We start from the raw sequence: 26,120 nt of genomic DNA, 5'->3' as shown, positions 1-26,120 counted from the left end.
ATGGCTCGCGAATACAAGATCGAAGACTACCGCAATTTCGGCATCATGGCGCACATCGATGCCGGCAAGACCACCACGACCGAACGCATCCTGTTCTACACCGGCAAGTCGCACAAGATCGGTGAAGTCCATGACGGCGCTGCCACCATGGACTGGATGGAGCAGGAGCAGGAACGCGGCATCACCATCACGTCCGCTGCCACGACCACGTTCTGGCAGGGCCGTGACGGCAAGAAGCGTCGCTTCAACATCATCGATACTCCGGGCCACGTCGACTTCACCATCGAGGTCGAGCGTTCGCTGCGCGTGCTCGACGGTGCCGTCGCTCTGCTTGATGCCAACGCCGGTGTCGAGCCGCAGACCGAAACCGTCTGGCGCCAGGCCGACAAGTACCACGTTCCGCGTCTGATCTTCGTCAACAAGATGGACAAGATCGGCGCCGACTTCTACCGCTCGGTGGAAATGGTCGGCGAGCGTCTGGGCGCCAAGGCCGTTGTTCTTCAGCTCCCCATCGGTGCCGAGAACGAGTTCGCCGGCGTCGTCGATCTCATCGAGATGAAGGCTCTGGTCTGGAACGGTGAGCAGCTGGGTGCGTCCTGGGATATCGTCGATATTCCGGCCGACCTGCAGGATCGCGCCGAAGAATACCGCGAGAAGCTCGTCGAAGCTGCCGTCGAAATGGACGAGGCGGCGATGGAGGCCTATCTCGAAGGCGAGATGCCGGATAACGACACGATCCGCAAGCTGATCCGCAAGGGCGTTATCAACACCGAGTTCTTCGGTGTGCTGTGCGGTTCGGCGTTCAAGAACAAGGGCGTTCAGCCGCTTCTTGATGCTGTGGTGGATTTCCTGCCTGCGCCCAACGACGTGCCGGCCATTCAGGGTATCGACGCCAAGACCGAAGAGCCGATCGAGCGTCACGCTGATGACAACGAGCCGCTCTCGATGCTGGCGTTCAAGATCGCCAACGACCCGCACATGGGTTCGCTGACCTTCTGCCGCATCTATTCGGGTCACCTCGAAGCCGGTGCGCAGCTCGAAAACACCGTCAAGGGCAAGCGCGAGCGCGTTGGACGTATGTTCCAGATGCACTCGAACTCGCGTGAGCAGATCACAGAAGCCTTCGCTGGCGACATCGTTGCCATCGTCGGCCTCAAGGACACCACCACCGGCGACACGCTCTGCGTGCCCAACAGCCAGGTCATCCTTGAGCGTATGATCTTCCCCGATCCGGTGATCGACATTGCCGTCGAGCCCAAGTCCAAGGCCGACCAGGAAAAGATGGGTCTGGCGCTGCAGCGTCTTGCTGCCGAAGATCCCTCCTTCCGCGTCAAGTCGGACGAGGAATCGGGCCAGACCATCATCTCGGGCATGGGTGAACTTCACCTCGACATCATCGTCGATCGCATGAAGCGCGAGTTCAAGGTCGAGGCCAATATCGGTCAGCCGCAGGTGGCGTATCGTGAAACGATCACTCGCCAGGCCGAAATCGACTACACCCACAAGAAGCAGTCGGGTGGTTCGGGCCAGTTCGCTCGCGTCAAGCTCATCATCGAGCCCAACGAGCCTGGTGCCGGTTTCACCTTTGAAAGCAAGATCGTCGGTGGTTCGGTTCCCAAGGAATATATCCCTGGCGTGCAGAAGGGTCTGGAGTCCGTCATGGGCGCCGGTATCCTGGCTGGCTTCCCGATCGTCGACCTCAAGGCAACCCTCGTCGATGGTGCTTACCACGACGTCGACTCCTCGGTGCTGGCGTTCGAAATCGCGGCTCGTGCCGCTCTGCGTGAAGGTCTGCCGAAGGCCGGTGCGAAGCTGCTCGAACCGATCATGAAGGTCGAAGTCGTTACCCCCGAAGAATATATGGGCGACGTCATCGGTGACCTGAACTCCCGCCGTGGCCAGATTCAGGGCACGGAAAGCCGGGGTATCGCACAGGTCGTCAACGCCTTCGTGCCGCTGGCCAACATGTTTGGCTATGTGAACTCGCTGCGCTCGATGAGCCAGGGACGTGCACAGTACACGATGGTGTTCGATCACTACGAGCAGGTGCCCCAGGCGGTCGCCGACGAAGTCCAGGCCAAGTACGCCTGATAGGAAACCAATTTTTTCAGCAGCCCCAACCTGCTGAGTATGGAGATATGTGATGGGCAAGGAAAAATTCAGCCGCAGTAAGCCGCACGTGAACATTGGCACGATTGGTCACGTTGACCATGGCAAGACGTCTTTGACGGCAGCGATCACCAAGGTTCTGGCCGAGTCGGGTGGTGCGACGTTCACCTCGTATGACAACATCGACAAGGCGCCCGAAGAGAAGGCGCGCGGCATCACGATCTCGACCTCGCACGTCGAGTACGAGACCGCGAACCGGCACTATGCTCACGTGGACTGCCCCGGCCACGCCGACTATGTGAAGAACATGATCACCGGCGCGGCGCAGATGGACGGCGCGATCTTGGTGGTTTCGGCCGCTGACGGCCCGATGCCGCAGACCCGCGAGCACATCCTTCTGGCCCGCCAGGTCGGTGTGCCGGCGCTTGTGGTGTTCCTCAACAAGGTCGACCAGGTCGACGACGAGGAACTGCTCGAGCTGGTCGAGCTCGAAGTGCGCGAGCTGCTCTCCTCGTACGAATTCCCCGGTGACGACATTCCGATCACCAAGGGGAGCGCGCTGATGGCTCTTGAAGACAAGCGCCCCGAGATCGGCCGCGATGCGGTTCTGGCGCTGATGGAAACCGTCGACGCCTACATCCCGACTCCCGAGCGTCCGAAGGATCAGCCCTTCCTGATGCCGGTTGAAGACGTGTTCTCGATCTCGGGCCGCGGCACTGTTGTGACCGGCCGTGTCGAGCGTGGCGTGATCAAGGTTGGCGAGGAAGTCGAGATCGTCGGCATCAAGCCGACCCAGAAGACGACGGTGACCGGCGTCGAGATGTTCCGCAAGCTGCTCGATTCGGGTGAAGCTGGCGACAACATCGGCGCGCTGATCCGCGGTATCGACCGCAACCAGGTTGAGCGCGGCCAGGTGCTGTGCAAGCCCGGTTCGGTGACCCCGCACACCAAGTTCGAAGCCGAGGTCTACATTCTGACCAAGGAAGAGGGCGGCCGTCACACCCCGTTCTTCACCAACTACCGTCCGCAGTTCTACTTCCGGACCACTGACGTGACCGGTGTGGTGACGCTCAATGACGGTGTCGAGATGGTGATGCCGGGCGACAACGTGAAGATCAATGTCGAGCTGATCGTTCCGATCGCCATGGACGAAAAGCTGCGCTTCGCCATCCGCGAAGGCGGCCGTACCGTCGGGTCGGGCGTCGTCTCCAAAATCGTCGCTTAACGGGCAAGCAATAGAGAATGCGGTGCGCCCATTCCTGGCGCGCACCGCAGTCCTTTTTTCGGGATAGAACACAATGAACGGTCAGAATATTCGCATCCGGCTCAAGGCGTTCGACCATCGCGTGCTCGACAATTCGACCCGCGAGATCGTCAACACGGCCAAGCGCACGGGCGCGCAGGTTCGCGGTCCCATTCCGCTGCCGACGCGAATTGACAAATACACCGTCAACCGGTCGCCCCACATCGACAAGAAGAGCCGCGAGCAGTTCGAAATCCGGACTCACAAGCGTCTTCTCGACATCGTGGATCCGACCCCCCAGACGGTGGATGCACTGATGAAGCTCGATCTCGCCGCCGGCGTCGACGTCGAAATCAAGCTCTAAGTAAAGTGAGTTTCTAGCGTTTTTCGTTTTGGTGGGTCCTCTTGGGAAACAATGACCCGGAAAAACGCCCAAAAGAAAAGGTAACAACCGATGCGTTCTGGATTGATCGCACAGAAGCTGGGAATGACCCGCATCTTCACCGATGACGGCGCTCATGTTCCCGTTACCGTCCTGGCCCTGCAGGGTTGCCAGGTGGTGGGCCAGCGGACGCAGGAAAAGGACGGCTACGTCGCGCTTCAGCTCGGCGCCGGTTCCGTCAAGGTCAAGAATGTGAGCAAGGCCGAGCGCGGTCAGTACGCCGCTGCCAAGGTCGAGCCCAAGCGTAAGGTCGTCGAGTTCCGCGTGAGCGAAGACAACCTGATCGACGTTGGCGCCGAACTGCAGGCCGATCACTTCGTGGAAGGCCAGCTTGTTGACGTTACGGGCACCTCGATCGGTAAGGGTTTTGCCGGTGCGATGAAGCGCCACAACTTCGGTGGTCTGCGCGCTTCGCACGGTGTGTCGATCTCGCACCGTTCGCACGGTTCGACCGGTCAGAACCAGGACCCCGGCAAGGTGTTCAAGGGCAAGAAGATGGCTGGGCACATGGGTGCCGAGCGCGTCACGACCCAGAACGTCAAGGTCGTCAAGACCGATGTCGAGCGCGGGCTGATCATGGTTCAGGGTTCGGTTCCGGGCGCCAAGGGCGGCTGGATCCAGATCCGTGATGCCGTCAAGAAGCCGCGCCCTGAAGGCGTAGCGCTGCCTGGCTCCTTCAAGGCCGCTGCTAATGGGGAAAGTGTATAATGGAACTCCAGGTCACAACCCTCGAGGGTAAGTCGGCCGGCAAGGTCACGCTCGACGACGCAGTGTTCGGGCTCGAACCGCGCGCCGATCTGATCCAGCGCATGGTGCGCTACCAGCTTTTGAAGCGCATGGCCGGCACGCACGCGGTCAAGAACCGCGCCGATGTCGCCATGACCGGCAAGAAGTTCGGTCGCCAGAAGGGCGGCGGCGGTGCGCGTCACGGCTCGCGTCGCTCCAATATCTTCCGTGGTGGTGGTCGCGCTTTCGGCCCGACCCCGCGCAGCCACGCCATCGAGCTGCCCAAGAAGGTTCGCGCGCTGGCTCTCAAGCATGCCCTTTCGGCCAAGGCCAAGGCCGGCGATCTCGTGATCCTCGACCAGGCCGTCGCCGATGCGCCCAAGACTGCCGCGCTTCGCGTCGTCTTCGGCAAGCTGGGCTTTTCCAATGCGCTGATCATCGGCGGTGCCGAACTGGACCAGAATTTCGCGCTTGCAGCGCGCAACATTCCCCAGATCGACGTGCTTCCGGCTCAGGGCATCAACGTCTACGACATTCTGCGTCGCGAAAAGCTGGTCCTGACCAAGGACGCTCTCGCAGCGCTGGAGGGCCGGTTCCAATGAGCGCGCTCAAGCACTACGACATCATCCGCAACCCGGTCGTGACTGAAAAGTCGACCATGGCTTCGGAAAACGGTCAGGTCGTCTTCGACGTGGCCATCGACGCGACAAAGCCTGAGATCAAGGCCGCCGTTGAGGCGCTGTTCGACGTCAAAGTGAAGGCCGTCAACACCATCGTCCGCAAGGGCAAGGTCAAGCGGTTCCGCAACATGCTTGGCACCCGCAAGGACGTCAAGAAGGCCGTCGTCACCCTCGTTGACGGTCAGACCATCGATATCTCGACCGGTCTGTAAGAAGGCGAGAAGGAAGAGTTCAAATGGCTTTGAAACAGTACAATCCCACCTCGCCGGGCCGCCGCCAGCTTGTCGGCATCGACCGGTCCGAGCTCTGGAAGGGTTCTCCGGTCAAGAAGCTGACCGAAGGTCTCACCAAGTCGGGTGGCCGCAACAACCGTGGCCGCGTCACTGCCTTTGCGCGTGGCGGCGGACACAAGCGCGCTTATCGTCTCGTCGATTTCAAGCGCACCAAGTTCGACGTCGTGGGCACCGTTGAGCGCCTCGAATACGATCCCAACCGGACCGCATTCATCGCTCTGGTCAACTACGAGGATGGCGAGCAGGCCTATATCCTTGCCCCGCAGCGTCTGGCTGCCGGCGACAAGGTGGTCTCGTCGATGAATGCCGTCGACGTGAAGCCGGGCAACGCCATGCCGCTCGAGCGCATGCCGGTCGGCACGATCGTGCACAACATCGAGCTCAAGCCCCGCAAGGGCGGCCAGATGGCCCGTTCCGCCGGTGCTTACGCTCAGTATGTCGGCCGTGACGCCGGTTGGGCGATCCTTCGCCTCAACTCGGGCGAACAGCGCCTGGTCCATGGCTCGTGCCTGGCGACCGTCGGTTCGGTGTCCAACCCGGATCACTCGAACACCTCGATCGGCAAGGCCGGCCGCAGCCGCTGGCTGGGCAAGCGTCCGAACGTTCGCGGTGTCGCGATGAACCCGATCGACCACCCGCATGGTGGTGGTGAAGGCCGTACCTCGGGTGGCCGTCATCCGGTCACTCCGTGGGGCAAGCCCACCAAGGGCAAGCGCACCCGCACCAACAAGGCGACGGACAAGTTCATCGTCCGCTCGCGGCACCTCAAGAAGGGCAGGTAAGCCATGGCACGTTCCGTCTGGAAAGGCCCGTTTGTCGACGGGTATCTGCTGAAGAAGGCAGACAAGGTCCGGGAATCGGGCCGCAACGAAGTGATCAAGATCTGGAGCCGCCGCTCGACGATCCTGCCGCAGTTCGTTGGCCTCACCTTCGGCGTCTATAACGGCCAGAAGCATATCCCGGTCTCGGTGACCGAGGAAATGATCGGCCACAAGTTCGGTGAGTTTTCGCCCACGCGCACCTATTACGGTCACGCGGCCGACAAGAAGGCGAAGAGGAAGTAACGATGGGCAAGGAAAAGCGTGAACGCACGCTCAAGGACAACGAGGCGAAAGCCGTCCTTCGCATGGTGCGTACGAGCCCCCAGAAGCTGAACCTGGTTGCCGCGCAGATCCGCGGCAAGAAGGTCGATCGCGCTCTGGCCGAGCTCGAGTTCTCGCGCAAGCGCATTTCGCTCTCGGTCAAGAAGACCCTCGAAAGCGCCATCGCGAACGCCGAAAACAACCACGGTCTGGACACCGATGCGCTTGTCGTGTCGGAAGCCTTTGTCGGCAAGGCTCTGGTGATGAAGCGGTTCCATGCTCGTGCCCGCGGTCGCGGCGCGCGCATCGAGAAGCCGTTCTCGCACCTGACCATCGTCGTCCGTGAAGTCGAGGAGGCCGTCTGATGGGCCAGAAAGTTAATCCGATCGGGCTTCGCCTCGGCATCAACCGCACCTGGGACTCCCGTTGGTACGCCAACAAGGGCGAATATGGTTCGCTCCTGCAGGAAGATCTCAAGATCCGCGAGATGCTCGAGGAAGAGCTCAAGCAGGCCGCTGTTTCCAAGATCGTCATCGAGCGCCCGCACCGTAAGTGCCGCATCTCGATCCACTCGGCTCGTCCGGGCATCGTGATCGGCAAGAAGGGCGCGGACATCGAGAAGATCCGCAACAAGGTCAAGAAGTTCACCAACTCGGAAGTGCACATCAACATCGTTGAAGTGCGCAAGCCCGAGACCGATGCGACGCTCGTCGCCCAGGGCATTGCCCAGCAGCTCGAACGCCGTGTGGCGTTCCGCCGCGCCATGAAGCGCGCCGTGCAGACGGCGATGCGCATGGGGGCCCAGGGCATCCGCGTCAACGTTGGTGGTCGCCTTGGCGGTGCCGACATCGCGCGTACCGAATGGTATCGCGAAGGCCGCGTTCCGCTTCATACGCTGCGTGCCGACGTCGACTATGGCGTTGCCGAAGCCGAAACGACCTACGGGATCATCGGGATCAAGGTCTGGATCTTCAAAGGCGAGATCATGGAACACGATCCGATGGCTCACGAGCGCCGTGCGACCGAAGGCGGTGACGCCGGCGGGCAGGGCCGCCGCGGTCCGGCTGCAAGCTAAGAAAGACTTGAAAAATGCTGCAACCGAAACGAACTAAGTTCCGCAAGGCCCACAAGGGCCGGATCCACGGTGTCGCCAAGGGCGGCTTCGATCTCAATTTTGGCGAATATGGCTTGAAGGCTCAGGAACCTGAGCGTATAACCGCCCGCCAGATCGAGGCCGCACGTCGCGCGATGACTCGCTACATGAAGCGCGCAGGTCGTGTGTGGATCCGGGTGTTCCCGGATGTGCCCGTGTCGTCCAAGCCGACTGAAGTCCGTATGGGTAAAGGTAAGGGTGCTCCCGAATATTGGGCAGCCCGCGTCAAGCCCGGCCGGATCATGTTCGAAATCGACGGCGTAAGTGAAGAAGTTGCGCGTGAAGCTCTGCGTCTTGCGGCCATGAAGTTGCCGATCAAGACGCGGTTCGTCAGCCGCATTGCAGATTAAGGAACGTTGAGCGATGGCAAAGCCGAGCGACGTTAGGGCAAAGACGGTGGACGAACTCAAGGACGAGCTCGTCAACTTGAAGAAAGAGCAGTTCAACCTGCGCTTCCAGCGCGCCACCCAGCAGCTGGAAAACACGTCTCAGGTCAAGAAGGTCCGCCGCGACATCGCGCGCGTCAAGACCGTCCTGGCCGAGAAGGCAGCGGCAGGGAAGTAAGGAGACACGAAATGCCCAAGCGTATCCTGCAGGGGACAGTGGTCTCCGATGCGAACGATAAGACGATCGTTGTGACCGTGGAACGCCGTTTCACTCACCCGATCCTGAAAAAGACGGTGCGCCGTTCCAAGAAGTACCATGCTCATGACGAGGCCAACACGGCCAAGGTCGGTGACGTGGTGCAGATCGAAGAGTGTGCCCCGATCTCCAAGAACAAGCGTTGGACCGTCGTAACGTCGGCTTAACGCAAAAGAGGTCAGGTGCCGTGCCGGGTGACGGTGGCGGAAACCATAAAGAATAAGAAGGCAGCCAGTCATGATTCAGATGCAGACGAACCTCGACGTCGCCGATAATTCGGGCGCTCGTCGTGTTATGTGCATCAAGGTGCTGGGCGGTTCGCATCGCAAGTATGCGTCTGTTGGCGACATCATCGTGGTGTCGGTCAAGGACGCGATCCCGCGCGGCCGCGTCAAGAAGGGCCAGGTGATGAAGGCCGTAGTGGTTCGCACCGCTTCGGATATCCGCCGCCCCGATGGCACCGTGATCCGTTTCGACCGCAATGCGGCGGTCATCATCAACAACAACAAGGAACCGATCGGCACCCGTATCTTTGGCCCGGTTCCTCGTGAGCTGCGCGCGAAAAATCACATGAAGATTATTTCGCTCGCGCCGGAGGTGCTGTAATGGCTGCCAAGATCAAAAAGGGTGACAAGGTCATCGTTCTGACTGGCAAGGACAAGGGCAAGACCGGAAACGTTCTCCAGGTCATCCCGTCCGAGACCCGCGCGGTCGTTTCTGGCATCAACCTGGTGCGCAAGCATCAGAAGCAGACCCAGAGCCAGGATGCCGGCATCATCACGCGCGAAGCTCCGATTCATCTGAGCAACATCGCGCTGGTCGACGCCAAGGAAAACAAGCCGACCCGCGTTGGCTTCAAGATCGAAGACGGCGTGAAGAAGCGCGTCGCAAAGCGTTCCGGAGAAGTGATCGATGGCTGAGACTTACGTTCCGCGCCTGCGCTCCCATTATGACGATGTGGTGCGCGCCGGTCTCACCGAGACCTTCAACTATGCCAACCCCATGCAGGTTCCCAAGCTTGAGAAGGTCGTTCTCAACATGGGTGTCGGCGAAGCGGTTGGCGATTCCAAGAAGGTGAAGGCTGCCATGGCCGATCTCGAGAAGATCGCCGGCCAGAAGCCCGTCATCACCTATGCCCGCAAGTCGATCGCCGGCTTCAAGGTTCGCGAAGGGATGCCGCTCGGCGTCAAGGTCACGCTGCGCCGTGCCCAGATGTACGAGTTCATCGATCGCCTCGTGAACGTTGCCCTGCCGCGCGTCCGTGACTTCCGTGGGCTCAACCCCAAGAGCTTCGATGGCCGCGGCAACTACGCCATGGGCATCAAGGAGCACATCGTGTTCCCCGAGATCAACTATGACCAGATCGATCAGGTCTGGGGCATGGACGTGATCGTCTGCACCACGGCAAAGACCGACGACGAAGCGCGTGCGCTTCTCAAGGCTTTCAATTTCCCGTTCCGCCAGTAAGCGGATAACGGGAAGAGAGACGAAAGAGAGACTTAGATGGCTAAAGTTAGCTCCATCGAGAAGAACAAGCGCCGCGCCAAGCTTGCCAAGCAGTATGCGGAAAAGCGCGCTGCGCTCAAGGCAAAGGCCAAGGACGAGGCGCTGAGCTTTGAAGAGCGGTTCGCAGCTCAGCTCAAGCTTGCCGAACTGCCCCGCAATGCTTCCCCGGTTCGCGTGCGCAACCGTTGTGAGGTGTCGGGCCGTCCGCGCGGTTACTATCGCAAGCTCAAGCTGAGCCGTGTGGCTCTGCGTGAGCTTGGCTCGATGGGCAAGATCCCGGGCCTGGTCAAGTCGAGCTGGTAAGGAAGAAGAAAAATGACTCTTAGCGATCCGCTTGGCGATATGCTGACCCGCATCCGCAACGCGCAGCTGCGCCGTCGCGATGTTGTCCGCACTCCGGCTTCGACCCTGCGCGCTCATGTGCTGGACGTGCTCAAGGCCGAAGGCTATATCCGTGGCTATTCGGAACAGACCAATGAAGATGGTCTGCCCGAGTTCGCCATCGAGCTGAAGTATTCGGAAAACCAGCCGGTTATCCAGGAACTGCAGCGGGTGTCCAAGCCCGGCCGCCGGGTTTATGCATCCGTCAAGAACATTCCTGTCGTTAGCAATGGTCTTGGTGTCTCGATCCTTTCCACCCCCAAGGGTGTGATGGCCGACCACCAGGCTCGTGCTGAAAATGTTGGCGGTGAGGTCCTCTGCCGCGTCTTCTAAGACGCAAAGCAGAGGAGACCCCACCAACGAAGAGAAGGCAAAGAAAAATGTCGCGTATTGGCAAAAAGCCGGTCGCCCCGGTCAGCGGCGTGACGGTCACTGTCGATGGCCAGAAGGTAACCGCGAAGGGCTCCAAGGGTGAGCTCTCGGTGGTGCTCGTGGATCTGGTCAAGCCCGAGATGACCGATGACGGCGTTGTCGTCACCCCCGTTGATGACAGCCGCGAGGCCCGTTCGGCCTGGGGCATGTCGCGTACGCTGGTTCAGAACATCGTCGCTGGTGTGTCCACCGGCTTTGAGCGCAAGCTCGCCATCACCGGCGTTGGTTATCGTGCCCAGATGCAGGGGTCGGACCTGAAGCTTTCGCTGGGTTTCTCCCACGAAGTCATCTTCAAGGCCCCCGATGGGATCACGCTCGCTGCCCCGACCCAGACCGAGATCGTCGTGACGGGTATCGACAAGCAGCAGGTTGGCCAGGTTGCGGCCAACATCCGTGAGTTCCGGCCGCCGGAGCCCTATAAGGGCAAGGGCGTGCGCTATGCGGACGAGCACATCTACCGCAAGGAAGGCAAGAAGAAGTAAAATGGCTAAGCTTTCTGGTATCGATCGCCGCAAGGCCCGTGTTCGCCGGTCCATCAAGGCCCACGCCAATGGCCGGCCGCGTCTGTCGGTTTTCCGTTCGGACAAGAACATCTATGCGCAGGTCATCGACGATGCGAATGGCGTGACCCTGGCGTCCGCTTCCTCGCTCGAAAAGGATCTCAAGATCACCAACGGCGCCAATCAGGCTGCCGCTGCCGAAGTGGGCAAGGCGATTGCCGAGCGCGCCACCAAGGCCGGTGTGACCGAAGTCGTTTTCGATCGCGGCGCGTATATTTTCCATGGTCGGGTCAAGGCCCTGGCCGATGCAGCCCGCGAGGGCGGGCTGAGCTTCTAAGCGAACGCTCCTTACAAGATAAAAGAGAAAAAAGACTGGTAGGACGATGAGAGACACTCAAGAACGCGATAGCGAATTCGTCGATCGCCTGGTTCATATCAACCGCGTTGCCAAGGTTGTTAAGGGCGGCCGTCGCTTCGGTTTCGCCGCCCTCGTGGTCGTCGGCGACCAGAAGGGCCGCGTCGGCTTCGGTCATGGCAAGGCGCGCGAAGTGCCGGAAGCCATCCGCAAGGCGACCGAACAGGCCAAGCGCCAGATGATCCGCGTGCCGCTGCGCGAAGCCCGTACGCTGCACCATGACGTCGCCGGCCGCCACGGCGCCGGCAAGGTCATCCTGCGTGCCGCCCCGGCCGGTACCGGCATCATCGCCGGCGGTCCGATGCGCGCCGTGTTCGAAACCCTGGGCATCAACGACATCGTTGCCAAGAGCCAGGGCTCGGCGAACCCCTACAACATGGTTCGCGCCACCTTCGATGCGCTCAAGAACGTCGATAGCCCGCGCTCGGTCGCGGCTCGTCGTGGGCTGAAGGTTTCCGAGCTGCAGGCCCGCCGCGGCGAAGCCGCCGTCGAAGCCTGATTGGGGCTCGAGGAGAAGATCAATGGCTAAGAAGACCATCATCGTCGAGCAGATCGGATCGCCGATCCGCCGCAAGGAAGATCAGCGCGCGACCCTCGTTGGCCTCGGGCTCAACAAGATGCATCGCCGGAGCGAGCTGGAAGATACCCCGTCTGTGCGCGGCATGATCTCCAAGGTCGCTCACCTCGTCCGCGTAGTGGGCGAGCAGTAAGAGGATTTTGGAACAATGAAACTCAATCAGATCGCTGACAATGCCGGCGCCACCAAAGCCAAGGTCCGTGTGGGCCGCGGTATTGGTTCGGGCCTGGGCAAGACCGGCGGCCGTGGCGTCAAGGGCCAGAAGTCCCGTTCCGGCGTTGCCATCAACGGCTTCGAAGGCGGGCAGATGCCGCTCCACATGCGGATGCCCAAGCGCGGCTTCAACAACGCGTTCGCCAAGAAGTGGAACGCGGTGCGCCTCGACCGCATCCAGGCCTATATCGATAGCGGCAAGCTCGATGCCAAGGGCGTCGTGGATGCCGAAGCGCTCGTCAAGGCCGGCGTCATTCGCCGCGTCCGTGACGGTGTTCGCCTGATCAATGGCGGCGAGTTCAAGGCCCAGAAGGTTACCTTCAAGGTCAACCACGCCTCGGCTGGTGCCGTTGCCGCCATCGAAGCGGCCGGTGGCAAGGTCGAGGTGATCGGCAAGCCTGCCGACGCCGAATAATTTTCCGCGACTTTGGAGCGCGCCCTCGCAGTCTTCCCGATTCCGGGGATTGCATGAGGGCGCGCTCTGACTATATCAGAGCATTACTTCATGGTGGCGTCCGAGGCGTAGCTGTGAACGTCCCCGGGCCCTTGTGCCCGTTCCTTTGCTCTATAAGCGTTTCTCAGAGGGAGCCGTCATGGCGTCTGCAGCCGAGCAACTGGCCCGCAATTTGAGCTTCTCGACCTTTTCCAAGGCCAAGGATCTCCAGAAGCGGATTTTCTTCACTCTTGGCGCACTGCTCGTTTATCGACTTGGCACCTACATTCCGATTCCGGGCATCGATCCCGATGCCTTCGCCGCGACCTTCCAGCAGGCACAGGGCGGCATCTTCGGGCTGTTCAACATGTTCGCCGGCGGCGCCGTGGAGCGCCTGGCGATCTTCGCGCTGAACCTCATTCCCTACATCACCGCGTCGATCGTCATTCAGGTGATGTCGACGGCTTCCCCGCGCCTTGAGGCGCTCAAGAAGGAAGGGGAGAGCGGCCGGCGCAAGATGAACCAGTACACGCGGTATCTCACCGTCGTGTTCTGCGCCGTGCAGGCCTACGGCATCGCCGTCGGGCTGGAGGCCAGCGAGGGCGTGGTGTCCGATCCGGGCTGGTTCTTCCGCATTTCGACCGTCATCACGCTTGTGGGCGGCACCATGTTCCTGATGTGGCTGGGCGAGCAGATCACCGCGCGCGGCATCGGCAACGGCATTTCGCTGATCATCTTTGCCGGTATCGTCGCTACGCTTCCCGGCGTTATCGCTCAGACGCTCGAATTGAGCCGTACAGGCGCGCTGCCCACGCTTGCCGTCGTCGGCATCCTGGTGGGCGCCATCGCCGTCATTGCGCTCATCGTCTTCTTCGAGCGCGCCCAGCGCCGGCTTCTGATCCAGTATCCGAAGCGCCAGGTCGGCAACAAGATGTATCAGGGCGATACCTCGCACCTGCCACTGAAGCTCAACACCTCCGGCGTCATTCCGGTGATCTTTGCCTCTTCGCTGCTGCTGTTGCCCGCGACCATCGCGACCTTCTCGGCACAGGGCGATGCACCGCAATGGCTCCAGTATATTTCCGCGCTGCTCGGCCGTGGGCAGCCGCTCTATCTCATCCTGTTCGCAGCGATGATCATCTTCTTTGCGTTCTTCTATACCTCGATCGTGTTCAACCCGACCGAGACGGCGGACAATCTGAAGCGTTCGGGCGGCTTCATTCCGGGCATCCGTCCGGGCGAGCGCACCGCGCAGCACATCGACTACGTTTTGACGCGTATTACGGTCGTCGGCGCCATCTATCTCACCGTCGTGGCCCTTATTCCCGAGATATTCCTGAGCCAGCTCAACATCTCGGCTTTCCTGGGCGGCACCTCGCTGCTCATCATGGTGACGGTGACGCTCGATACGGTGAGCCAGATCCAGAGCCATCTGATCGCGCAGCAATATGAGGGCATGGTCAAGAAATCGCGTCTAGGGGGACGGAAAAGATGAGACTGGTACTTTTGGGGCCTCCGGGCGCAGGGAAGGGCACCCAGGCCCAGATCCTGGTCAAGGCCTACGACATTCCGCAGCTTTCCACCGGTGACATGCTGCGTGCCGCGATCGCGGCCAAGACCCCGCTGGGTCTGGAAGCAAAGGCAATCGTCGATCGCGGCGATCTGGTTTCCGATGATATCGTCTCGGGCATCATTTCCGAGCGGATGGACCAGCCCGATTGTGCCAAGGGTTTTATTCTCGACGGTTTCCCGCGCACCATTGCGCAGGCCGAGGCGCTGACCCATATGCTGGACCGCAAGGGCCTGCATCTTGATGCGGTCATCGAGATCAAGGCCGATCCCGACGTCCTGGTCGAGCGCATCATCAACCGCGCCAAGGAATCGGGTGGGGCTCGCGCCGACGACAACGAGGACGTGCTGCGAAAGCGCCTCGATGTCTACACCCAGCAGACCGCACCGCTCGTCAATTTCTATGGCGAGCGTGGTCTGCTCAAATCGGTCGACGGCATGGCCGCGATCGAAGAGGTCACTGCTGCAATCAAGGCAGCTATTGACAAATCTTAAATGTGGTCGCGCGGTGCTGTTGACTTATGCGCCGCGAGTCCTTAGAACCGCGCCCAGTCTCAGAAATTTCGAGGGCTGGATTCGGTTCCTTCCGCAAAGAGAAGGGGGTCGGATGCCGGTCCCTTGTTGTTGAACGACGTAGGGCGTCAAGCCCTCACACACCAATTTTAGGAGATCCGGCGTGGCTCGTATTGCTGGCGTCAATATCCCGACGAACAAGCGCGTGGTTATCGCGTTGCAGTATATTCACGGGATTGGGCCGAAGATGGCCTCTGAAATCTGCGAGAAAGTCAGCATTCCGGCCGAGCGCCGCGTGAATGAGTTGACCGACGCGGAAGTTATCCAGATCCGCGAAACCATCGACCGTGACTATCAGGTCGAGGGTGACCTTCGCCGTAACGTTGCCATGAACATCAAGCGTTTGATGGACCTGGGCAACTATCGCGGCCTGCGTCACCGTCGTGGTCTGCCGGTGCGCGGTCAGCGTACCCATACCAATGCCCGCACCCGCAAGGGTCCGGCAAAGCCCATCGCGGGCAAGAAGAAATAAGAAGGCCGGGTGCGGCGTCGAAGGGCAGGGCGTTTCGTCCCGCCTTTTGCGTTCCGTTCCAGGCTTTCGAGGTGTAGCCGCTGGAAGCACGGCGGCGCTCGAGATCGATTAGAGGAAGTAAATGGCTAAAGCAGATACCACGCGCGTTCGCCGCCGCGAGCGCAAGAACATCAGTGCCGGCGTTGCGCATGTGAACGCCTCGTTCAACAACACGATGGTCACCATCACCGACGTTCAGGGCAACGCGATCTCCTGGTCCTCCGCCGGCATGATGGGTTTCAAGGGCTCGCGTAAGTCGACCCCGTATGCAGCTCAGATGGCTGCCGAAGACGCTGCCAAGAAGGCGCAGGAACACGGCATGAAGACTCTTGAGGTCGAGGTTCGCGGTCCGGGTTCGGGTCGTGAGTCCGCTCTGCGTGCCCTGCAGGCCGCCGGTTTTACCGTCACTTCCATCCGGGACGTTACATCCATTCCTCACAATGGGTGCCGGCCGCGCAAGCGCCGTCGCGTCTAAAAGTGAAACGAACCTCGGCAGGGCCAGCCGGGGTTCGTTTACGGTTTGCGGCATGGCGGCCGGGGCAGGGCCGCGATTTTAAGAAGGAAGTTGGACGTGATGATCCAGAAAAACTGGCAGGAACTGATTAAGCCGACCAAGCTCGACGTCGTTCCGGGCAGCGATTCCGCGCGCGTCGCCTCCGTGGTCGCCGAGCCGCTCGAACGCGGTTATGGCTTGACCCTGGGCAACACGCTGCGCCGGGTTCTGCTCTCGTCGCTGCAGGGCGCTGCAATCACCGCCATCCAGATCGATGGCGTTTTGCATGAATTCTCGTCGATTCCCGGCGTGCGCGAGGACGTGACCGATCTCGTCCTCAACATCAAGGAAATCGCCGTCAAGATGGAAGACGAGGGGCCCAAGCGCCTCACGCTGTCCAAGCAGGGTCCGGGTGCCGTCACCGCTGGCGACATCAAGACCACCGGCGATATCGAGGTGCTCAACCCCGAACTCGTGATCTGCCACCTCGACGATGGTGCCGAAATCAACATCGAGTTCACGGTCAATACCGGCAAGGGCTATGTCCCGGCCGACCGCAACAAGCCCGAGGACGCCCCGATCGGCTATATCGCCGTCGATGCGCTGTTCTCGCCGGTCAAGCGTGTCAGCTACAAGGTCGAAAAGACCCGTGAGGGCCAGAACCTCGACTTCGACAAGCTGACCATGCAGATCGAGACCAATGGTGCGATCAGCCCGGAAGATGCGCTGGCCTTTGCCGCCCGCATCGTTCAGGACCAGCTCTCGGTGTTCGTGAACTTCGAAGAGCCCACCAAGGAAAAGGCCGAGGATTCGGCTCCCGAGCTCGCCTTCAATCCGGCACTGCTCAAGAAGGTGGACGAGCTCGAGCTGTCGGTTCGGTCGGCGAACTGCCTCAAGAACGACAATATCGTCTATATCGGCGATCTCATCCAGAAGACGGAAGCGGAGATGCTTCGCACGCCGAACTTCGGGCGCAAGTCGCTCAACGAGATCAAGGAAGTGCTGGCCCAGATGGGGCTCCATCTTGGAATGGACGTCAACAACTGGCCGCCTGAAAACATCGAAGACCTCGCTAAGCGTTACGAAGATCACTACTGATCTTCCGCTGCGACCAGAAGAACTTTAGGAGAGTACCATGCGCCACGGTAAAGCCGGCCGCAAACTGAACCGGACCTCTTCGCATCGCAAGGCGATGTTCAAGAACATGTCCGCGGCCCTCATCAAGCACGAGCAGATCGTGACCACCTTGCCCAAGGCCAAGGAACTGCGTCCGATCGTCGAAAAGCTCATCACGCTCGGCAAGCGCGGTGATCTGCACGCCCGCCGCCAGGCCATCGCCCAGATCGGCGATGAAGCCATGGTCAAGAAGCTGTTCGACGTTCTCGGCCCGCGCTACCAGGATCGCAACGGTGGTTACACCCGCGTGCTGAAGGCCGGCTTCCGCCACGGCGACAACGCCCCGGTCGGCGTCATCGAATTCGTGGATCGCGATGTCGATGCCAAGGGCCAGGATTCCGGCCCCACCGCGGACTTCACCCGCGACGAGGAAAACGAAGCAGCGTAATCCGCACTTCCGTTTCAGGATACAAAAGGCCCGGCACTGCCGGGCCTTTTTTCATTCCGCGTTTTCCGGCAGCCAGGGATTGACGACACGGACCCCGGTTGCCTCGAAGTCCCGAACGTTTCGGGTCACTACGCTCATGCCGTGGACCAGCGCGCTTGCCGCGATGAACGCGTCGCGATTGGAACGGGGATCGGGAACGTGCAGGCCGGCGCAACGCAATGCGACGGCCGTATCTACCGGCAGTGTCCGCTCGGCGAATTCAGGCAATACGTAGTTGTCCATCCACTGGCGCAGACGCTTGCCCTGCGCGGGGTCGCGCCGTTCGAGAAGGAGGATGCCCAGCTCGATTTCCATGACGCAGACGACCGAAACATAAAACAAGCCCGCATCCCGCTTGGCGAACCAGGCCATCACGTTGCCGTCGGCTTTGCCGTCGCCAAGCTTGCGCAGTTCGGAGAGCACATTGGTGTCGAGCAGATACATCAGCTCAGGTCAGCCGGGCGGGGTGCCTCATGCGGCCCCTCGAAATCCACCTCGATGTCGGAGAGGCCGGGCATGGCAAGCGCTTCGACAAGCGTCCGCCGCTGGCCGGTTATCCGCTGGTAATCTTCATAGCTGAGCAGCACTTGCGTCGGCTGGCCGCGATTGGTGATGAACACCGGCCCCTCGCGGCTTGCCTTTTGGGCGCGATTGGCATTCTGCTGGAATTCCCGGCTGGAAAGCGTCGTGATGGTCACCGGCGTGCTCCGTTGCTCTGATGTTGGTACATTAGAACATCGTGCGGCGACGTGCAATCTGCAAGATGGTCTCCAAACGAAAACGCGCGGCCCGAGGTTTCGAGCCGCGCGTCGGTTTAGTTCATGCCAATCGGCTAGACCAGGATATCGTCGACCCAGTAAAGGTCGCGCCGGTCGAACCCGTTGAACGGGGTGAGCGAAGCCTGGGTATAGGCGCCCATCAGGCCGAATTCGATGTAATCGTCCTCTGCAATGGCCGCCGGGAGGATGAACGTCTGGGGCATCACGTCGTAGCTGTCGCAGGTGGGGCCGAAGATCTTGAAGTCCCAGCTTTCGCCGGTCAGCACCTTGTCGCCCCGCCACACGCGGATCGGCGGCATGAATTCGAGGATCATGGCTTCCATCAGCGAGCCATAGACGCCGTCATTGACGTAAACCGACTGCTCGCCGCGAACGTGCTTGACCCGCAGCAGCAGAGACGTGCAGCCGGTCGACAGGCCGCGCCCGGGTTCGGCGATCAATTCGGGCTTGTTCGAGCCGAAAGTATCGGTCACCGCGTTGCGGATCGTCTCGAAATAGACATCGAGCGGCGGAGCCGAATTGGTGATGTACTGCGCGGGGAAGCCGCCGCCGATATTGAGTCGCTTGAGCTCGATCCCCGACGCCTGCGCGATGCGCCCAGCCGCCGCGATATGACGTTCGTACGCATAGGCTTCCTCGCACTGGCTGCCGACATGGAAGCACAGCGAGGTCGAATAGCCCATGGCCTTGGCCAGTGTGGCCATCGAGATCGCACCTTCTTCCATGACGCCGAACTTGGTGCCGAAATCATAAGATTTGAGCGCCTTGCCCGCCTTGAAGCGAATCGTCACCTCCACGTCCTCGCTGGGCGGGATCACCGCCGCAAGCTGGTCGAGCTGGGCGACGTGGTCGATGGTGAACGAGCGCACCCCGAACTCCTCATAGGCGCGCTGGATCTCGCGGCGGGATTTGATCGGGTTGTTGTAGTGCATCCCCGCACCGGGCGCGTATTTCTCGATCAGCGCCATTTCGGTGTTGGAGGCCACGTCATAGGCCTTGAGCCCTTCCCGATGCATGATCTCGAGGATATGCGGGGAGGGGTTGGACTTCACCGCATAGGTCAAAAGCCCGTCGAAGCCCTGCTTGAAGGTATCGATGGCCTTGACCAGAAGTCTTTCGGAAAAAAGGAAGCTGGGGAAATCCGGCTCCTCGGTGGCAATCAGTTCGGCAGTGTTCGCGTAGCGGCGAGACGGCGCGTGGTCCATTGACCTTGATACCTTTTACGGGGGTTGAAAGCGGCGCTGTATAAAGCAAGTCCAGCAAAAGTGGAAACCGGTTTTGCGTCCGGACTTGCGATTTTTAAAGCCTGCATTGCCCCCCTCGGCAATGCAGGCTTTCGGCTATAGCGGCGGCGTGTGACGATTCTTTGCACACAGTGCTCAACACCACATTCAACACCAAGTTTCCGCCATCAACCTTACGGCTTTGTCACTTGAATCCGCGCCTTCGCGCAATACCTTCTATCGTGCATTCCAACCCGTTGGAGTTCCAGCATGTTTCGCCAGATTGCCCTTGCCGTCCTGATCGCCGCAACCCCTTTTGCAGCCTCGGCCCAGGTCGAACGGCAAGTGCCCCAAACCCAGGAGCAAATTCAGCTTTCCTACGCTCCCATCGTGAGCCAGGTCGCCCCCGCCGTCGTCAACGTCTACGCCACCCGCGTCGAAGAGCAGCGGATCACGTTCCGCGATCCGTTCTTCGATCGCTTCTTCGGCCGCTCCCCATTGTTCGAGACACGCCCGCAAACCTCGCAATCGCTGGGCTCGGGCGTGATCGTCAGTGCTGAAGGCATGATCCTCACCAACAATCACGTCGTTGAAGGCGCTACTGATATCCGGGTGGTGGCCAATGACGGCCGCGAATATCCGGTCGAGCTCATCCTTGCCGATGCCGCCACCGATCTTGCGGTGCTGCGGATCGAGGACGCCGATCGAACTTTCCCAACCGTGCAGTTCGCCGATTCCGATCAGCTCGAAGTGGGCGATCTCGTCCTCGCCATCGGCAACCCCTTCGGGGTCGGTCAGTCCGTTTCGAGCGGGATTGTCTCGGCCCTGGCCCGCACCGGCATGGGCATCACCGACTACCAGTTCTTCATCCAGACCGATGCCGCCATCAATCCTGGCAATTCCGGTGGCGCCCTGGTCGATATGAACGGCAATCTGGTGGGCATCAATACCGCCATCTTCACCCGCTCGGGCGGTTCTCAGGGCATCGGCTTTGCCATTCCCTCCAACATGGCGCGCGTGATTGCCGCGGCGGGTGAAGCGGGTGGAGAGATCACGCGGCCCTGGTTGGGCGCGCAGATGCAGGCGCTCGACGGCGATCTTGCCGCCAGTCTGGGCCTCGATACGCCACGGGGCGCCCTTATCACCGAAGTCGCCCCCGATAGCCCCGCCGAGCTTGCCGGTCTTGCCTCGGGCGATGTGGTCACAATGATCGATGGCGTCCAGGTCCAGGATCCGGAGGCGCTCAATTACCGGATCGCAACCAAAGCGGTCGGTTCCACAGCCCAGGTCACGCTTTGGCGCGATGGGGCGGAAATGGTGGCCTCGCTGCCGCTCAACGCCCCGCCGCCGGTTTCCGATCGCCAGGTCACCATCTCCGGCAACACGCGCTTCGCGGGCACCGTGGCAGCCGAACTCAATCCGGCGCTGGCGCAGGAGCTGGGCCTGGGGTTTTCCATCCAGGGGATAGCCGTAATCGAAGTGGAACAGGGCAGCCCCGCCGATCGCATGGGCCTGCAGGAGGGCGATGTGATCCTGGCCCTCAACGGCATGGAGATTCGTGATATTGAAACCTTCGAATCCCTCGCCAGCCAACGGCCCCGTGCCTGGCAGATCATCCTGCAACGCGGCGGCAACGTCGTTCGTTCGGTGGTCAGCGGATGAGAAACTGGCTTAGGGTGTTGTTGGGCGCAGCATCGACTTAACCTCGACGTGTCATTCCGGAACTTGTTTCCGGAATCCAGCAGCATTTGTCATAAACAATGGTGTGGGCGGTAAAGCCCACGCCGAGAGAACGAAATGAGCGACCTTTTCCCCGACGACTTGCCGTCGTCCCGCCCCGCCGAAGAGCCCTCCACCGATCGTCCCTTGGCCGACCGGCTGCGGCCGAAAACGCTCGACGAGGTGATCGGGCAGGGGCATATCATCGGCCCGGATGGCACGCTGCGCCGCATGCTCGCTTCGGGGCGGCTGGGCTCGCTTATCCTCTGGGGCCCACCGGGCACTGGCAAGACCACCGTTGCTCGCCTTCTGGCCGACGCCGTCGATTACCGGTTCGAACAGATTTCTGCGATCTTTTCCGGGGTCGCCGATCTCAAGAAGGTCTTCGAGACGGCCCGCACCGCGCGCCGTGCCGGCCAGCGCACGCTGTTGTTCGTCGATGAGATCCATCGCTTCAATCGTGCTCAGCAGGACAGCTTCCTGCCGGTCATGGAGGATGGCACCGTCGTCCTCGTCGGGGCCACCACCGAGAACCCCAGCTTCGAGCTGAACGCCGCGCTCCTTTCCCGCGCGCAGGTGCTGACCTTCCAGAGCCTTTCGCGCGACGATCTCGATGCCCTCGCCAGGCGTGCCGAGCAGGAAATAGGGCGTGCCCTGCCGCTCGACGCGGATGCTCGCGAAACCCTGATCTCGCTGGCCGATGGTGATGGCCGCGCCTTGCTTGGCCTGATCGAGGAGATCGATGCGGCCACAGGGCCTGAGGATCTGCTTGACCGCGACGGGCTGACGCGCCTGGTCCAGCGCCGCGCTCCGATTTACGACAAGGCGCAGGAGGGCCACTACAACCTCATCTCCGCCCTGCACAAGACGGTGCGCGGGTCGGACCCCGACGCCGCGCTCTACTATTTCGCCCGCATGCTCGATGGCGGCGAGGACCCGATGTTCCTGGCCCGGCGGCTGATCCGTATGGCGGTCGAGGATATCGGCATGGCCGACCCCCAGGCGCTGCCCATCGCGGTCGCGGCGCGCGACGCCTACCATATGCTGGGTTCGCCTGAGGGTGAGCTGGCGCTGGCGCAGGTCGTCGTCTATCTCGCTACGGCGCCGAAATCGAATGCCGTCTATACGGCCTTCAAGGCTGCGATGTCTCTCGCCAAGCAGACCGGCTCCCCCATGCCCCCCATGACCATTCTCAACGCCCCCACAAAGCTGATGAAGGGGCAGGGCTATGGCGAAGGCTACATCTACGACCACGATACCCCGGAGGGCTTCTCCGGCCAGGAATATTTCCCCGAAAAGATCGGACGGCAGGACTTCTATCAACCGGTCGAACGCGGCTTCGAACGCGAGATCCAGAAGCGGTTGGACTATTTCGCCAAGCTCCGGGCGAGCAAGCGGGACGGTTAGTCGTTAGCCCATCGGACAGCCAACGCCACGGCTGTCATTCCGGGACTTGTTCCCCGAATCCAGCAGCAGCGTTTCCCGATGCACCAAAACGTGACGCAGCCCCAATTTCCCGCTAGAAGACCCGCGAACGAACAGAGGTAATTTGATGAGCGGCGTGCAATTGCGGGAAGTGGCGCGGGACGAGGATGGAATGCGGCTGGACCGCTGGTTTTCCATCCATTTCGCGCATCTGAGCTTCGGGCGCCTGCAGAAGCTGTTGCGCTCCGGCCAGATCCGCGTCGATAGCGGCCGGGTGCAGACCAATACCCGCCTTTCCGCTGGCCAGACGGTGCGCGTTCCGCCCCTGGGCGATGCGCCCGAGCCTTCGGGCGACAAGCCCCGCATCAATGAAAAGGACGCCGCTTTCCTGCGCGACCTGATCCTTTATGAGGATGACGAGGTCTACGTCTTCAACAAGCCGCACGGGCTTGCCGTCCAGGGCGGTTCGGGCACCAAGCGCCATATCGACGGCATGCTCAAATCCCTGCCCAACAAAAAGGGCGAGGCCCCGCGTCTCGTCCATCGCCTTGATCGGGACACGTCGGGCTGCCTGCTCGTCGCCAAGACTCGTGCCGCCGCCAGTCATTTCGGCACCGTGTTTCGCTCGCGCTCGGCGCGCAAGATCTATTGGGCCGTGACCATCGGCGTGCCCAATCCACGGCAGGGCCGCATCTCATGCTTTCTCACGCGTCAGGCGACTCAGGACGGCGAGCAGATGGTCGTCGTCGACAATGGCGTCGAAGGCGCACAGCACTCGGTCTCCTACTATTCGGTCACGGACACGGCAGCCAATCAGTTCGCCTGGGTGACGCTCAAGCCCGTCACCGGCCGCACGCACCAGCTTCGCGTTCATATGATGGAGCTGGGCACGCCGATCCTCGATGACCCGCGCTACAACACGCTCGATAACTGGAACTGGGAGCGGCCTGAAGAGGTGGGTGAGGGCCTTCACCTTCACGCCCGCCGCCTCGCCATTCCGCTGCGCAACGGCAAGCGCCTCGACATCAGCGCTCCGCTGCCGCCGCATATGAAGAAAACCTTCGATGTGCTGGGCTTCGATGCCAATCAGTACGACGCCCAGAATGCCGATCCGGAGGACGATGCCTGATGACCCCGCCTCGCCTCATCATGTTCGATATGGACGGCACCCTGATCGACTCGGGAGCGATCATCGCCGAACATATGGCCACGACTTTCCGTGACCACGGGTTGCCCGAGCCGACACGCGAAATGTCCCATTCCATCATTGGGTTGTCGTTGGAAGTTGCCATGGCGAATCTGGCCGGCTGCGATGCCGAAACAGCGCTCCTGATGGCCGATACCTATCGCGGTCACTATCGCGCCATGCTCGCCACCGGCGACCGCCACGAGCCGCTTTACACCGGCGCTTTCGATGCCCTGGTCCGCCTCCGCGCGCACGAAGCTTCGATCCTGGGCATCGCGACGGGCAAGGGCCTTCACGGCGTCCACCGGATTCTCGCGCTCCATGCGCTCACCGACCATTTCGTGACGCTGCAGACGCCGGACCACAATCCCTCCAAGCCCCATCCCGGCATGATCCTGCGCGCCTGCGCGGAAACCGGCATCGATCCGTCCGCCACCGCCATGATCGGGGATACCACGTTCGACATGGAACTCGGCCGTTCCGCCGGCGCCAAGACCATTGGCGTTAGTTGGGGCTACCACGCCCGCGTTGCGCTCGAGGAGGCTGGCGCCCATATCATCATCGATGATTACGCCGATCTCGACGATGCAATTGAAAAGGTTCTGAGCTGATGCGCGAATTTCTTGAAGATGCCCTCAGGCATCAGGATGCCGGTGCCGGTCGCCAGCAGCGCGATCGGCTCGTCGAATTGCCGAAACGCTTCTACGATTCCGTGGAGGTGAAGGAGGAAAATGGCGTCTACACGGTGACTTTGAACAACCGTGTTACCAAAACTCCGACAGGCCGGTCGATCACAACCACAAACGCTGATCTCGCCTCATATATGCGGCACGAATGGGCGGCTCAGGGCGAGTTCATCGACCCCGACACCATGCCGCACGTCAAGCTCATAAACTCTGCCGTCGAGGGTGGTGAAGAGGCCCAACCGGCTCTCGTAGAGGAGGTGATAAAGTACGCCTCCAACGACCTTCTGCTCTATCGCGCCGATTATCCGCGCGAACTGGTCCAGCGTCAGGAACAGGTCTGGGACGACATTCTCGTCAAACTCGCGCGGCATTTTTCCGTAAGTTTTCAACCTACTGTCGGGATCATTCACCAGGAACAGCCGCCTGAAATGCTGGCAAAGCTCAAGGCTTCGCTGGCTGCTCTGCACCATATTCCGGCAACCGCGATGGTATCCCTCACCGGTCTGACCGGTTCGGGCCTGTTGGCCATCGCCATGCGCGAAGACCTTATCGATCGCGATACGGCCTGGACGGCGGCGCATATCGACGAGGATTACCAGATTTCCCTTTGGGGAGAAGACTTCGAGGCTTCGGAACGCCGCAAGCAACGCCGCACGGAATTTGACGCTGCCGCTAATGTTATCAAGCTCTTAGCTTGATTTTCTGGCAGCTCGATTCACCAGCCAGTCGGCCACGTCCGGTGCGATCTCTTGCACCGGAGTCAACACGAAATCCCGCTCATGGGCATAGGGATGGGGCAGGGTGAGCCTCTCGGTTTCGAGCACCATCTCGTCATAGGTGATCACGTCGATATCGATCACCCGAGGCCCCCATTTTTCCAGGCGCACCCGGCCGATTTCGGCTTCCGTTGCAAGGCAGAAATCGAGCAATTCCAGGGGTTCCAGGCTCGTATCGATCAGCACGGCGGCGTTGTGGAACTCCGCCTGATCGGTCTTGCCCCAAGGCGCAGTGACGATGCCAGCGCTTTGTTTCAGAAGCGAAATCTGCGGATGCGCCGCGATCTTTGCAATCGCCTGTTCGAGTTGCCGCGCCGGATCGCCCATGTTGGCGCCCAGCGCAAGGACGGCCCGGGCCATCAGAGCTGTTCCCGGGTCCTGACCATCTCGATCGCCGCTTCGCCCGCCACTATGGGCAGGGGCGCTTCGGGCTTGCGCACCTTGATGCGAATCCAGTCCAACCGCTCGAACCGCTTGAAAAGCCTCACGATTATATGGTGACCAAGCGCTTCGATCAGCTTGAACCGTTTTTCCTCGAAGGCTTCTTTGACGAGATCATAGACGTCGGCATAGGAGATCGTCGATGCCACCTCATCGGTTCGCGCGGCCTCGGACATATCCAGACCCAGCTCCAGGTCGATACGGAAGCGCTGGCCGAGCTTGTTTTCCTCCAGCATCACCCCGTGATAGCCGTAAAAGGCGAGATCGGCCAATATGATGCGGTCTCGATCGGCAAATTGGGCCATGAAC

At 61.0% G+C, this 26,120-nt stretch carries 39 protein-coding genes; 34 read left to right on the top strand and 5 right to left on the bottom strand.

Going from position 1 to position 26,120, the window contains the following annotated elements; genetic code table 11:
- From fusA to rplQ, 29 genes are all read left to right on the top strand, one after another.
- Positions 1–2,091, top strand: coding sequence for an elongation factor G (gene fusA, locus NO932_RS10725; protein WP_309207357.1), 2,091 nt, complete (start codon positions 1–3; stop codon positions 2,089–2,091).
- A gap of 52 nt (positions 2,092–2,143) precedes the next feature.
- Positions 2,144–3,334: an elongation factor Tu gene (gene tuf, locus NO932_RS10720; RefSeq protein ID WP_309160979.1), complete on the top strand. Its 1,191-nt coding sequence runs from the start codon at positions 2,144–2,146 to the stop codon at positions 3,332–3,334.
- A gap of 73 nt (positions 3,335–3,407) precedes the next feature.
- Positions 3,408–3,716 carry a 30S ribosomal protein S10 gene (gene rpsJ, locus NO932_RS10715; protein ID WP_309160994.1) on the top strand — a complete coding sequence of 103 codons (309 nt, stop codon included), beginning with the start codon at positions 3,408–3,410 and terminating at the stop codon, positions 3,714–3,716.
- Between the two features lie 90 nt (positions 3,717–3,806).
- Positions 3,807–4,502, top strand: coding sequence for a 50S ribosomal protein L3 (gene rplC, locus NO932_RS10710; RefSeq protein ID WP_309160995.1), 696 nt, complete (start codon positions 3,807–3,809; stop codon positions 4,500–4,502).
- Positions 4,502–5,122 (top strand): 50S ribosomal protein L4, encoded by a 621-nt coding sequence (gene rplD, locus NO932_RS10705; protein ID WP_309207356.1) that lies wholly within the window; start codon positions 4,502–4,504, stop codon positions 5,120–5,122. Before rplC ends, rplD begins: the two co-directional genes overlap by 1 nt.
- Positions 5,119–5,412, top strand: a complete 294-nt coding sequence (locus tag NO932_RS10700; protein WP_309160997.1) for a 50S ribosomal protein L23 — start codon at positions 5,119–5,121, stop codon at positions 5,410–5,412. Before rplD ends, NO932_RS10700 begins: the two co-directional genes overlap by 4 nt.
- A gap of 23 nt (positions 5,413–5,435) precedes the next feature.
- Entirely contained in the window at positions 5,436–6,275 is an 840-nt protein-coding gene (gene rplB, locus NO932_RS10695; protein WP_309160998.1) for a 50S ribosomal protein L2, read from the top strand.
- A gap of 3 nt (positions 6,276–6,278) precedes the next feature.
- Positions 6,279–6,557 (top strand): 30S ribosomal protein S19, encoded by a 279-nt coding sequence (gene rpsS, locus NO932_RS10690; protein ID WP_309160999.1) that lies wholly within the window; start codon positions 6,279–6,281, stop codon positions 6,555–6,557.
- 2 nt (positions 6,558–6,559) lie between these two features.
- The gene (gene rplV, locus NO932_RS10685; protein WP_309161000.1) at positions 6,560–6,940 is read left to right on the top strand and encodes a 50S ribosomal protein L22; all 381 of its coding nucleotides are present in this window, start codon (positions 6,560–6,562) and stop codon (positions 6,938–6,940) included.
- Complete coding sequence (rpsC, locus tag NO932_RS10680; RefSeq protein ID WP_309161001.1) at positions 6,940–7,650, top strand: 30S ribosomal protein S3; 711 nt, start codon at positions 6,940–6,942, stop codon at positions 7,648–7,650. Before rplV ends, rpsC begins: the two co-directional genes overlap by 1 nt.
- Before the next feature lie 14 nt (positions 7,651–7,664).
- Positions 7,665–8,078, top strand: coding sequence for a 50S ribosomal protein L16 (rplP, locus tag NO932_RS10675; RefSeq protein ID WP_309161002.1), 414 nt, complete (start codon positions 7,665–7,667; stop codon positions 8,076–8,078).
- 13 nt (positions 8,079–8,091) lie between these two features.
- The gene (gene rpmC / locus NO932_RS10670) at positions 8,092–8,292 is read left to right on the top strand and encodes a 50S ribosomal protein L29 (RefSeq protein ID WP_309161003.1); all 201 of its coding nucleotides are present in this window, start codon (positions 8,092–8,094) and stop codon (positions 8,290–8,292) included.
- A gap of 11 nt (positions 8,293–8,303) precedes the next feature.
- Positions 8,304–8,537, top strand: coding sequence for a 30S ribosomal protein S17 (gene rpsQ / locus NO932_RS10665; protein ID WP_309161004.1), 234 nt, complete (start codon positions 8,304–8,306; stop codon positions 8,535–8,537).
- Between the two features lie 70 nt (positions 8,538–8,607).
- Positions 8,608–8,976: a 50S ribosomal protein L14 gene (rplN, locus tag NO932_RS10660; RefSeq protein ID WP_114644921.1), complete on the top strand. Its 369-nt coding sequence runs from the start codon at positions 8,608–8,610 to the stop codon at positions 8,974–8,976.
- Positions 8,976–9,290 carry a 50S ribosomal protein L24 gene (gene rplX / locus NO932_RS10655; RefSeq protein WP_309161005.1) on the top strand — a complete coding sequence of 105 codons (315 nt, stop codon included), beginning with the start codon at positions 8,976–8,978 and terminating at the stop codon, positions 9,288–9,290. The genes rplN and rplX overlap by 1 nt, the downstream gene beginning before the upstream one ends.
- Positions 9,283–9,837: a 50S ribosomal protein L5 gene (gene rplE / locus NO932_RS10650; RefSeq protein WP_309161006.1), complete on the top strand. Its 555-nt coding sequence runs from the start codon at positions 9,283–9,285 to the stop codon at positions 9,835–9,837. The genes rplX and rplE overlap by 8 nt, the downstream gene beginning before the upstream one ends.
- 36 nt (positions 9,838–9,873) lie before the next feature.
- Positions 9,874–10,179 carry a 30S ribosomal protein S14 gene (gene rpsN, locus NO932_RS10645; protein WP_309207355.1) on the top strand — a complete coding sequence of 102 codons (306 nt, stop codon included), beginning with the start codon at positions 9,874–9,876 and terminating at the stop codon, positions 10,177–10,179.
- A gap of 12 nt (positions 10,180–10,191) precedes the next feature.
- Positions 10,192–10,590, top strand: a complete 399-nt coding sequence (gene rpsH / locus NO932_RS10640) for a 30S ribosomal protein S8 (protein ID WP_309207354.1) — start codon at positions 10,192–10,194, stop codon at positions 10,588–10,590.
- 47 nt (positions 10,591–10,637) lie between these two features.
- On the top strand, positions 10,638–11,171 hold the full coding sequence (rplF, locus tag NO932_RS10635) for a 50S ribosomal protein L6 (protein WP_309161009.1): 534 nt from the start codon (positions 10,638–10,640) through the stop codon (positions 11,169–11,171).
- A 1-nt stretch (position 11,172) separates the two neighbouring features.
- Entirely contained in the window at positions 11,173–11,526 is a 354-nt protein-coding gene (gene rplR / locus NO932_RS10630) for a 50S ribosomal protein L18 (protein ID WP_309207353.1), read from the top strand.
- 46 nt (positions 11,527–11,572) lie between these two features.
- Positions 11,573–12,103 carry a 30S ribosomal protein S5 gene (gene rpsE / locus NO932_RS10625; RefSeq protein ID WP_309161011.1) on the top strand — a complete coding sequence of 177 codons (531 nt, stop codon included), beginning with the start codon at positions 11,573–11,575 and terminating at the stop codon, positions 12,101–12,103.
- Between the two features lie 22 nt (positions 12,104–12,125).
- Positions 12,126–12,314: a 50S ribosomal protein L30 gene (gene rpmD / locus NO932_RS10620; RefSeq protein WP_309207352.1), complete on the top strand. Its 189-nt coding sequence runs from the start codon at positions 12,126–12,128 to the stop codon at positions 12,312–12,314.
- Positions 12,315–12,329: 15 nt separating this feature from the next.
- On the top strand, positions 12,330–12,809 hold the full coding sequence (rplO, locus tag NO932_RS10615; protein WP_309207351.1) for a 50S ribosomal protein L15: 480 nt from the start codon (positions 12,330–12,332) through the stop codon (positions 12,807–12,809).
- Between the two features lie 178 nt (positions 12,810–12,987).
- Positions 12,988–14,322 (top strand): preprotein translocase subunit SecY, encoded by a 1,335-nt coding sequence (secY, locus tag NO932_RS10610; RefSeq protein ID WP_309207349.1) that lies wholly within the window; start codon positions 12,988–12,990, stop codon positions 14,320–14,322.
- The gene (locus NO932_RS10605) at positions 14,319–14,891 is read left to right on the top strand and encodes an adenylate kinase (RefSeq protein WP_309207348.1); all 573 of its coding nucleotides are present in this window, start codon (positions 14,319–14,321) and stop codon (positions 14,889–14,891) included. Before secY ends, NO932_RS10605 begins: the two co-directional genes overlap by 4 nt.
- A gap of 181 nt (positions 14,892–15,072) precedes the next feature.
- Complete coding sequence (gene rpsM / locus NO932_RS10600; RefSeq protein ID WP_309207347.1) at positions 15,073–15,441, top strand: 30S ribosomal protein S13; 369 nt, start codon at positions 15,073–15,075, stop codon at positions 15,439–15,441.
- 121 nt (positions 15,442–15,562) lie between these two features.
- A complete protein-coding gene (gene rpsK / locus NO932_RS10595) occupies positions 15,563–15,955 on the top strand; it encodes a 30S ribosomal protein S11 (RefSeq protein ID WP_309161017.1) in 393 nt (130 codons plus the stop codon).
- A 99-nt stretch (positions 15,956–16,054) separates the two neighbouring features.
- Positions 16,055–17,071, top strand: a complete 1,017-nt coding sequence (locus NO932_RS10590) for a DNA-directed RNA polymerase subunit alpha (RefSeq protein ID WP_309211026.1) — start codon at positions 16,055–16,057, stop codon at positions 17,069–17,071.
- 37 nt (positions 17,072–17,108) lie between these two features.
- Positions 17,109–17,537 (top strand): 50S ribosomal protein L17, encoded by a 429-nt coding sequence (gene rplQ, locus NO932_RS10585; RefSeq protein WP_309161019.1) that lies wholly within the window; start codon positions 17,109–17,111, stop codon positions 17,535–17,537.
- A 51-nt stretch (positions 17,538–17,588) separates the two neighbouring features.
- Here rplQ and NO932_RS10580 read toward each other — a convergent pair whose 3' ends face one another.
- The 3 genes from NO932_RS10580 to NO932_RS10570 all read right to left on the bottom strand — a co-directional run bounded on the left by NO932_RS10580 (position 17,589) and on the right by NO932_RS10570 (position 19,560).
- Positions 17,589–18,023, bottom strand: coding sequence for a type II toxin-antitoxin system VapC family toxin (locus NO932_RS10580; protein WP_309211025.1), 435 nt, complete (start codon positions 18,021–18,023; stop codon positions 17,589–17,591).
- Positions 18,020–18,274, bottom strand: coding sequence for a type II toxin-antitoxin system Phd/YefM family antitoxin (locus NO932_RS10575; protein ID WP_309207346.1), 255 nt, complete (start codon positions 18,272–18,274; stop codon positions 18,020–18,022). The genes NO932_RS10580 and NO932_RS10575 overlap by 4 nt, the downstream gene beginning before the upstream one ends.
- A gap of 134 nt (positions 18,275–18,408) precedes the next feature.
- Positions 18,409–19,560: a hypothetical protein gene (locus NO932_RS10570; protein ID WP_309161020.1), complete on the bottom strand. Its 1,152-nt coding sequence runs from the start codon at positions 19,558–19,560 to the stop codon at positions 18,409–18,411.
- Positions 19,561–19,848: 288 nt separating this feature from the next.
- Here NO932_RS10570 and NO932_RS10565 point away from each other — a divergent pair, with 288 nt between their 5' ends.
- The 5 genes from NO932_RS10565 (at position 19,849) to NO932_RS10545 (ending at position 25,292) form a co-directional block, all read left to right on the top strand.
- On the top strand, positions 19,849–21,240 hold the full coding sequence (locus tag NO932_RS10565; protein WP_309207344.1) for a Do family serine endopeptidase: 1,392 nt from the start codon (positions 19,849–19,851) through the stop codon (positions 21,238–21,240).
- Positions 21,241–21,375: 135 nt separating this feature from the next.
- The gene (locus NO932_RS10560) at positions 21,376–22,704 is read left to right on the top strand and encodes a replication-associated recombination protein A (protein WP_309207343.1); all 1,329 of its coding nucleotides are present in this window, start codon (positions 21,376–21,378) and stop codon (positions 22,702–22,704) included.
- Between the two features lie 145 nt (positions 22,705–22,849).
- Positions 22,850–23,851 (top strand): RluA family pseudouridine synthase, encoded by a 1,002-nt coding sequence (locus NO932_RS10555; protein ID WP_309207342.1) that lies wholly within the window; start codon positions 22,850–22,852, stop codon positions 23,849–23,851.
- Complete coding sequence (locus NO932_RS10550; protein ID WP_309207340.1) at positions 23,851–24,519, top strand: HAD-IA family hydrolase; 669 nt, start codon at positions 23,851–23,853, stop codon at positions 24,517–24,519. Before NO932_RS10555 ends, NO932_RS10550 begins: the two co-directional genes overlap by 1 nt.
- Positions 24,519–25,292, top strand: coding sequence for an ATP12 family protein (locus NO932_RS10545; RefSeq protein ID WP_309207339.1), 774 nt, complete (start codon positions 24,519–24,521; stop codon positions 25,290–25,292). Before NO932_RS10550 ends, NO932_RS10545 begins: the two co-directional genes overlap by 1 nt.
- On the opposite strand, the gene folK is transcribed toward NO932_RS10545, so the two are convergent.
- Positions 25,284–25,730 carry a 2-amino-4-hydroxy-6-hydroxymethyldihydropteridine diphosphokinase gene (folK, locus tag NO932_RS10540; protein ID WP_309207337.1) on the bottom strand — a complete coding sequence of 149 codons (447 nt, stop codon included), beginning with the start codon at positions 25,728–25,730 and terminating at the stop codon, positions 25,284–25,286. The two genes, NO932_RS10545 and folK, sit on opposite strands and share 9 nt — an antisense overlap.
- Positions 25,730–26,116: a dihydroneopterin aldolase gene (gene folB / locus NO932_RS10535; RefSeq protein ID WP_309207336.1), complete on the bottom strand. Its 387-nt coding sequence runs from the start codon at positions 26,114–26,116 to the stop codon at positions 25,730–25,732. Before folB ends, folK begins: the two co-directional genes overlap by 1 nt.
- Positions 26,117–26,120 lie beyond the last annotated feature (4 nt).

Source organism: Pelagibacterium sp. 26DY04 (genome assembly GCF_031202305.1).
In the GTDB taxonomy this organism is placed as follows: domain Bacteria; phylum Pseudomonadota; class Alphaproteobacteria; order Rhizobiales; family Devosiaceae; genus Pelagibacterium.
This window is presented reverse-complemented; position numbering and strand designations above follow the sequence as displayed.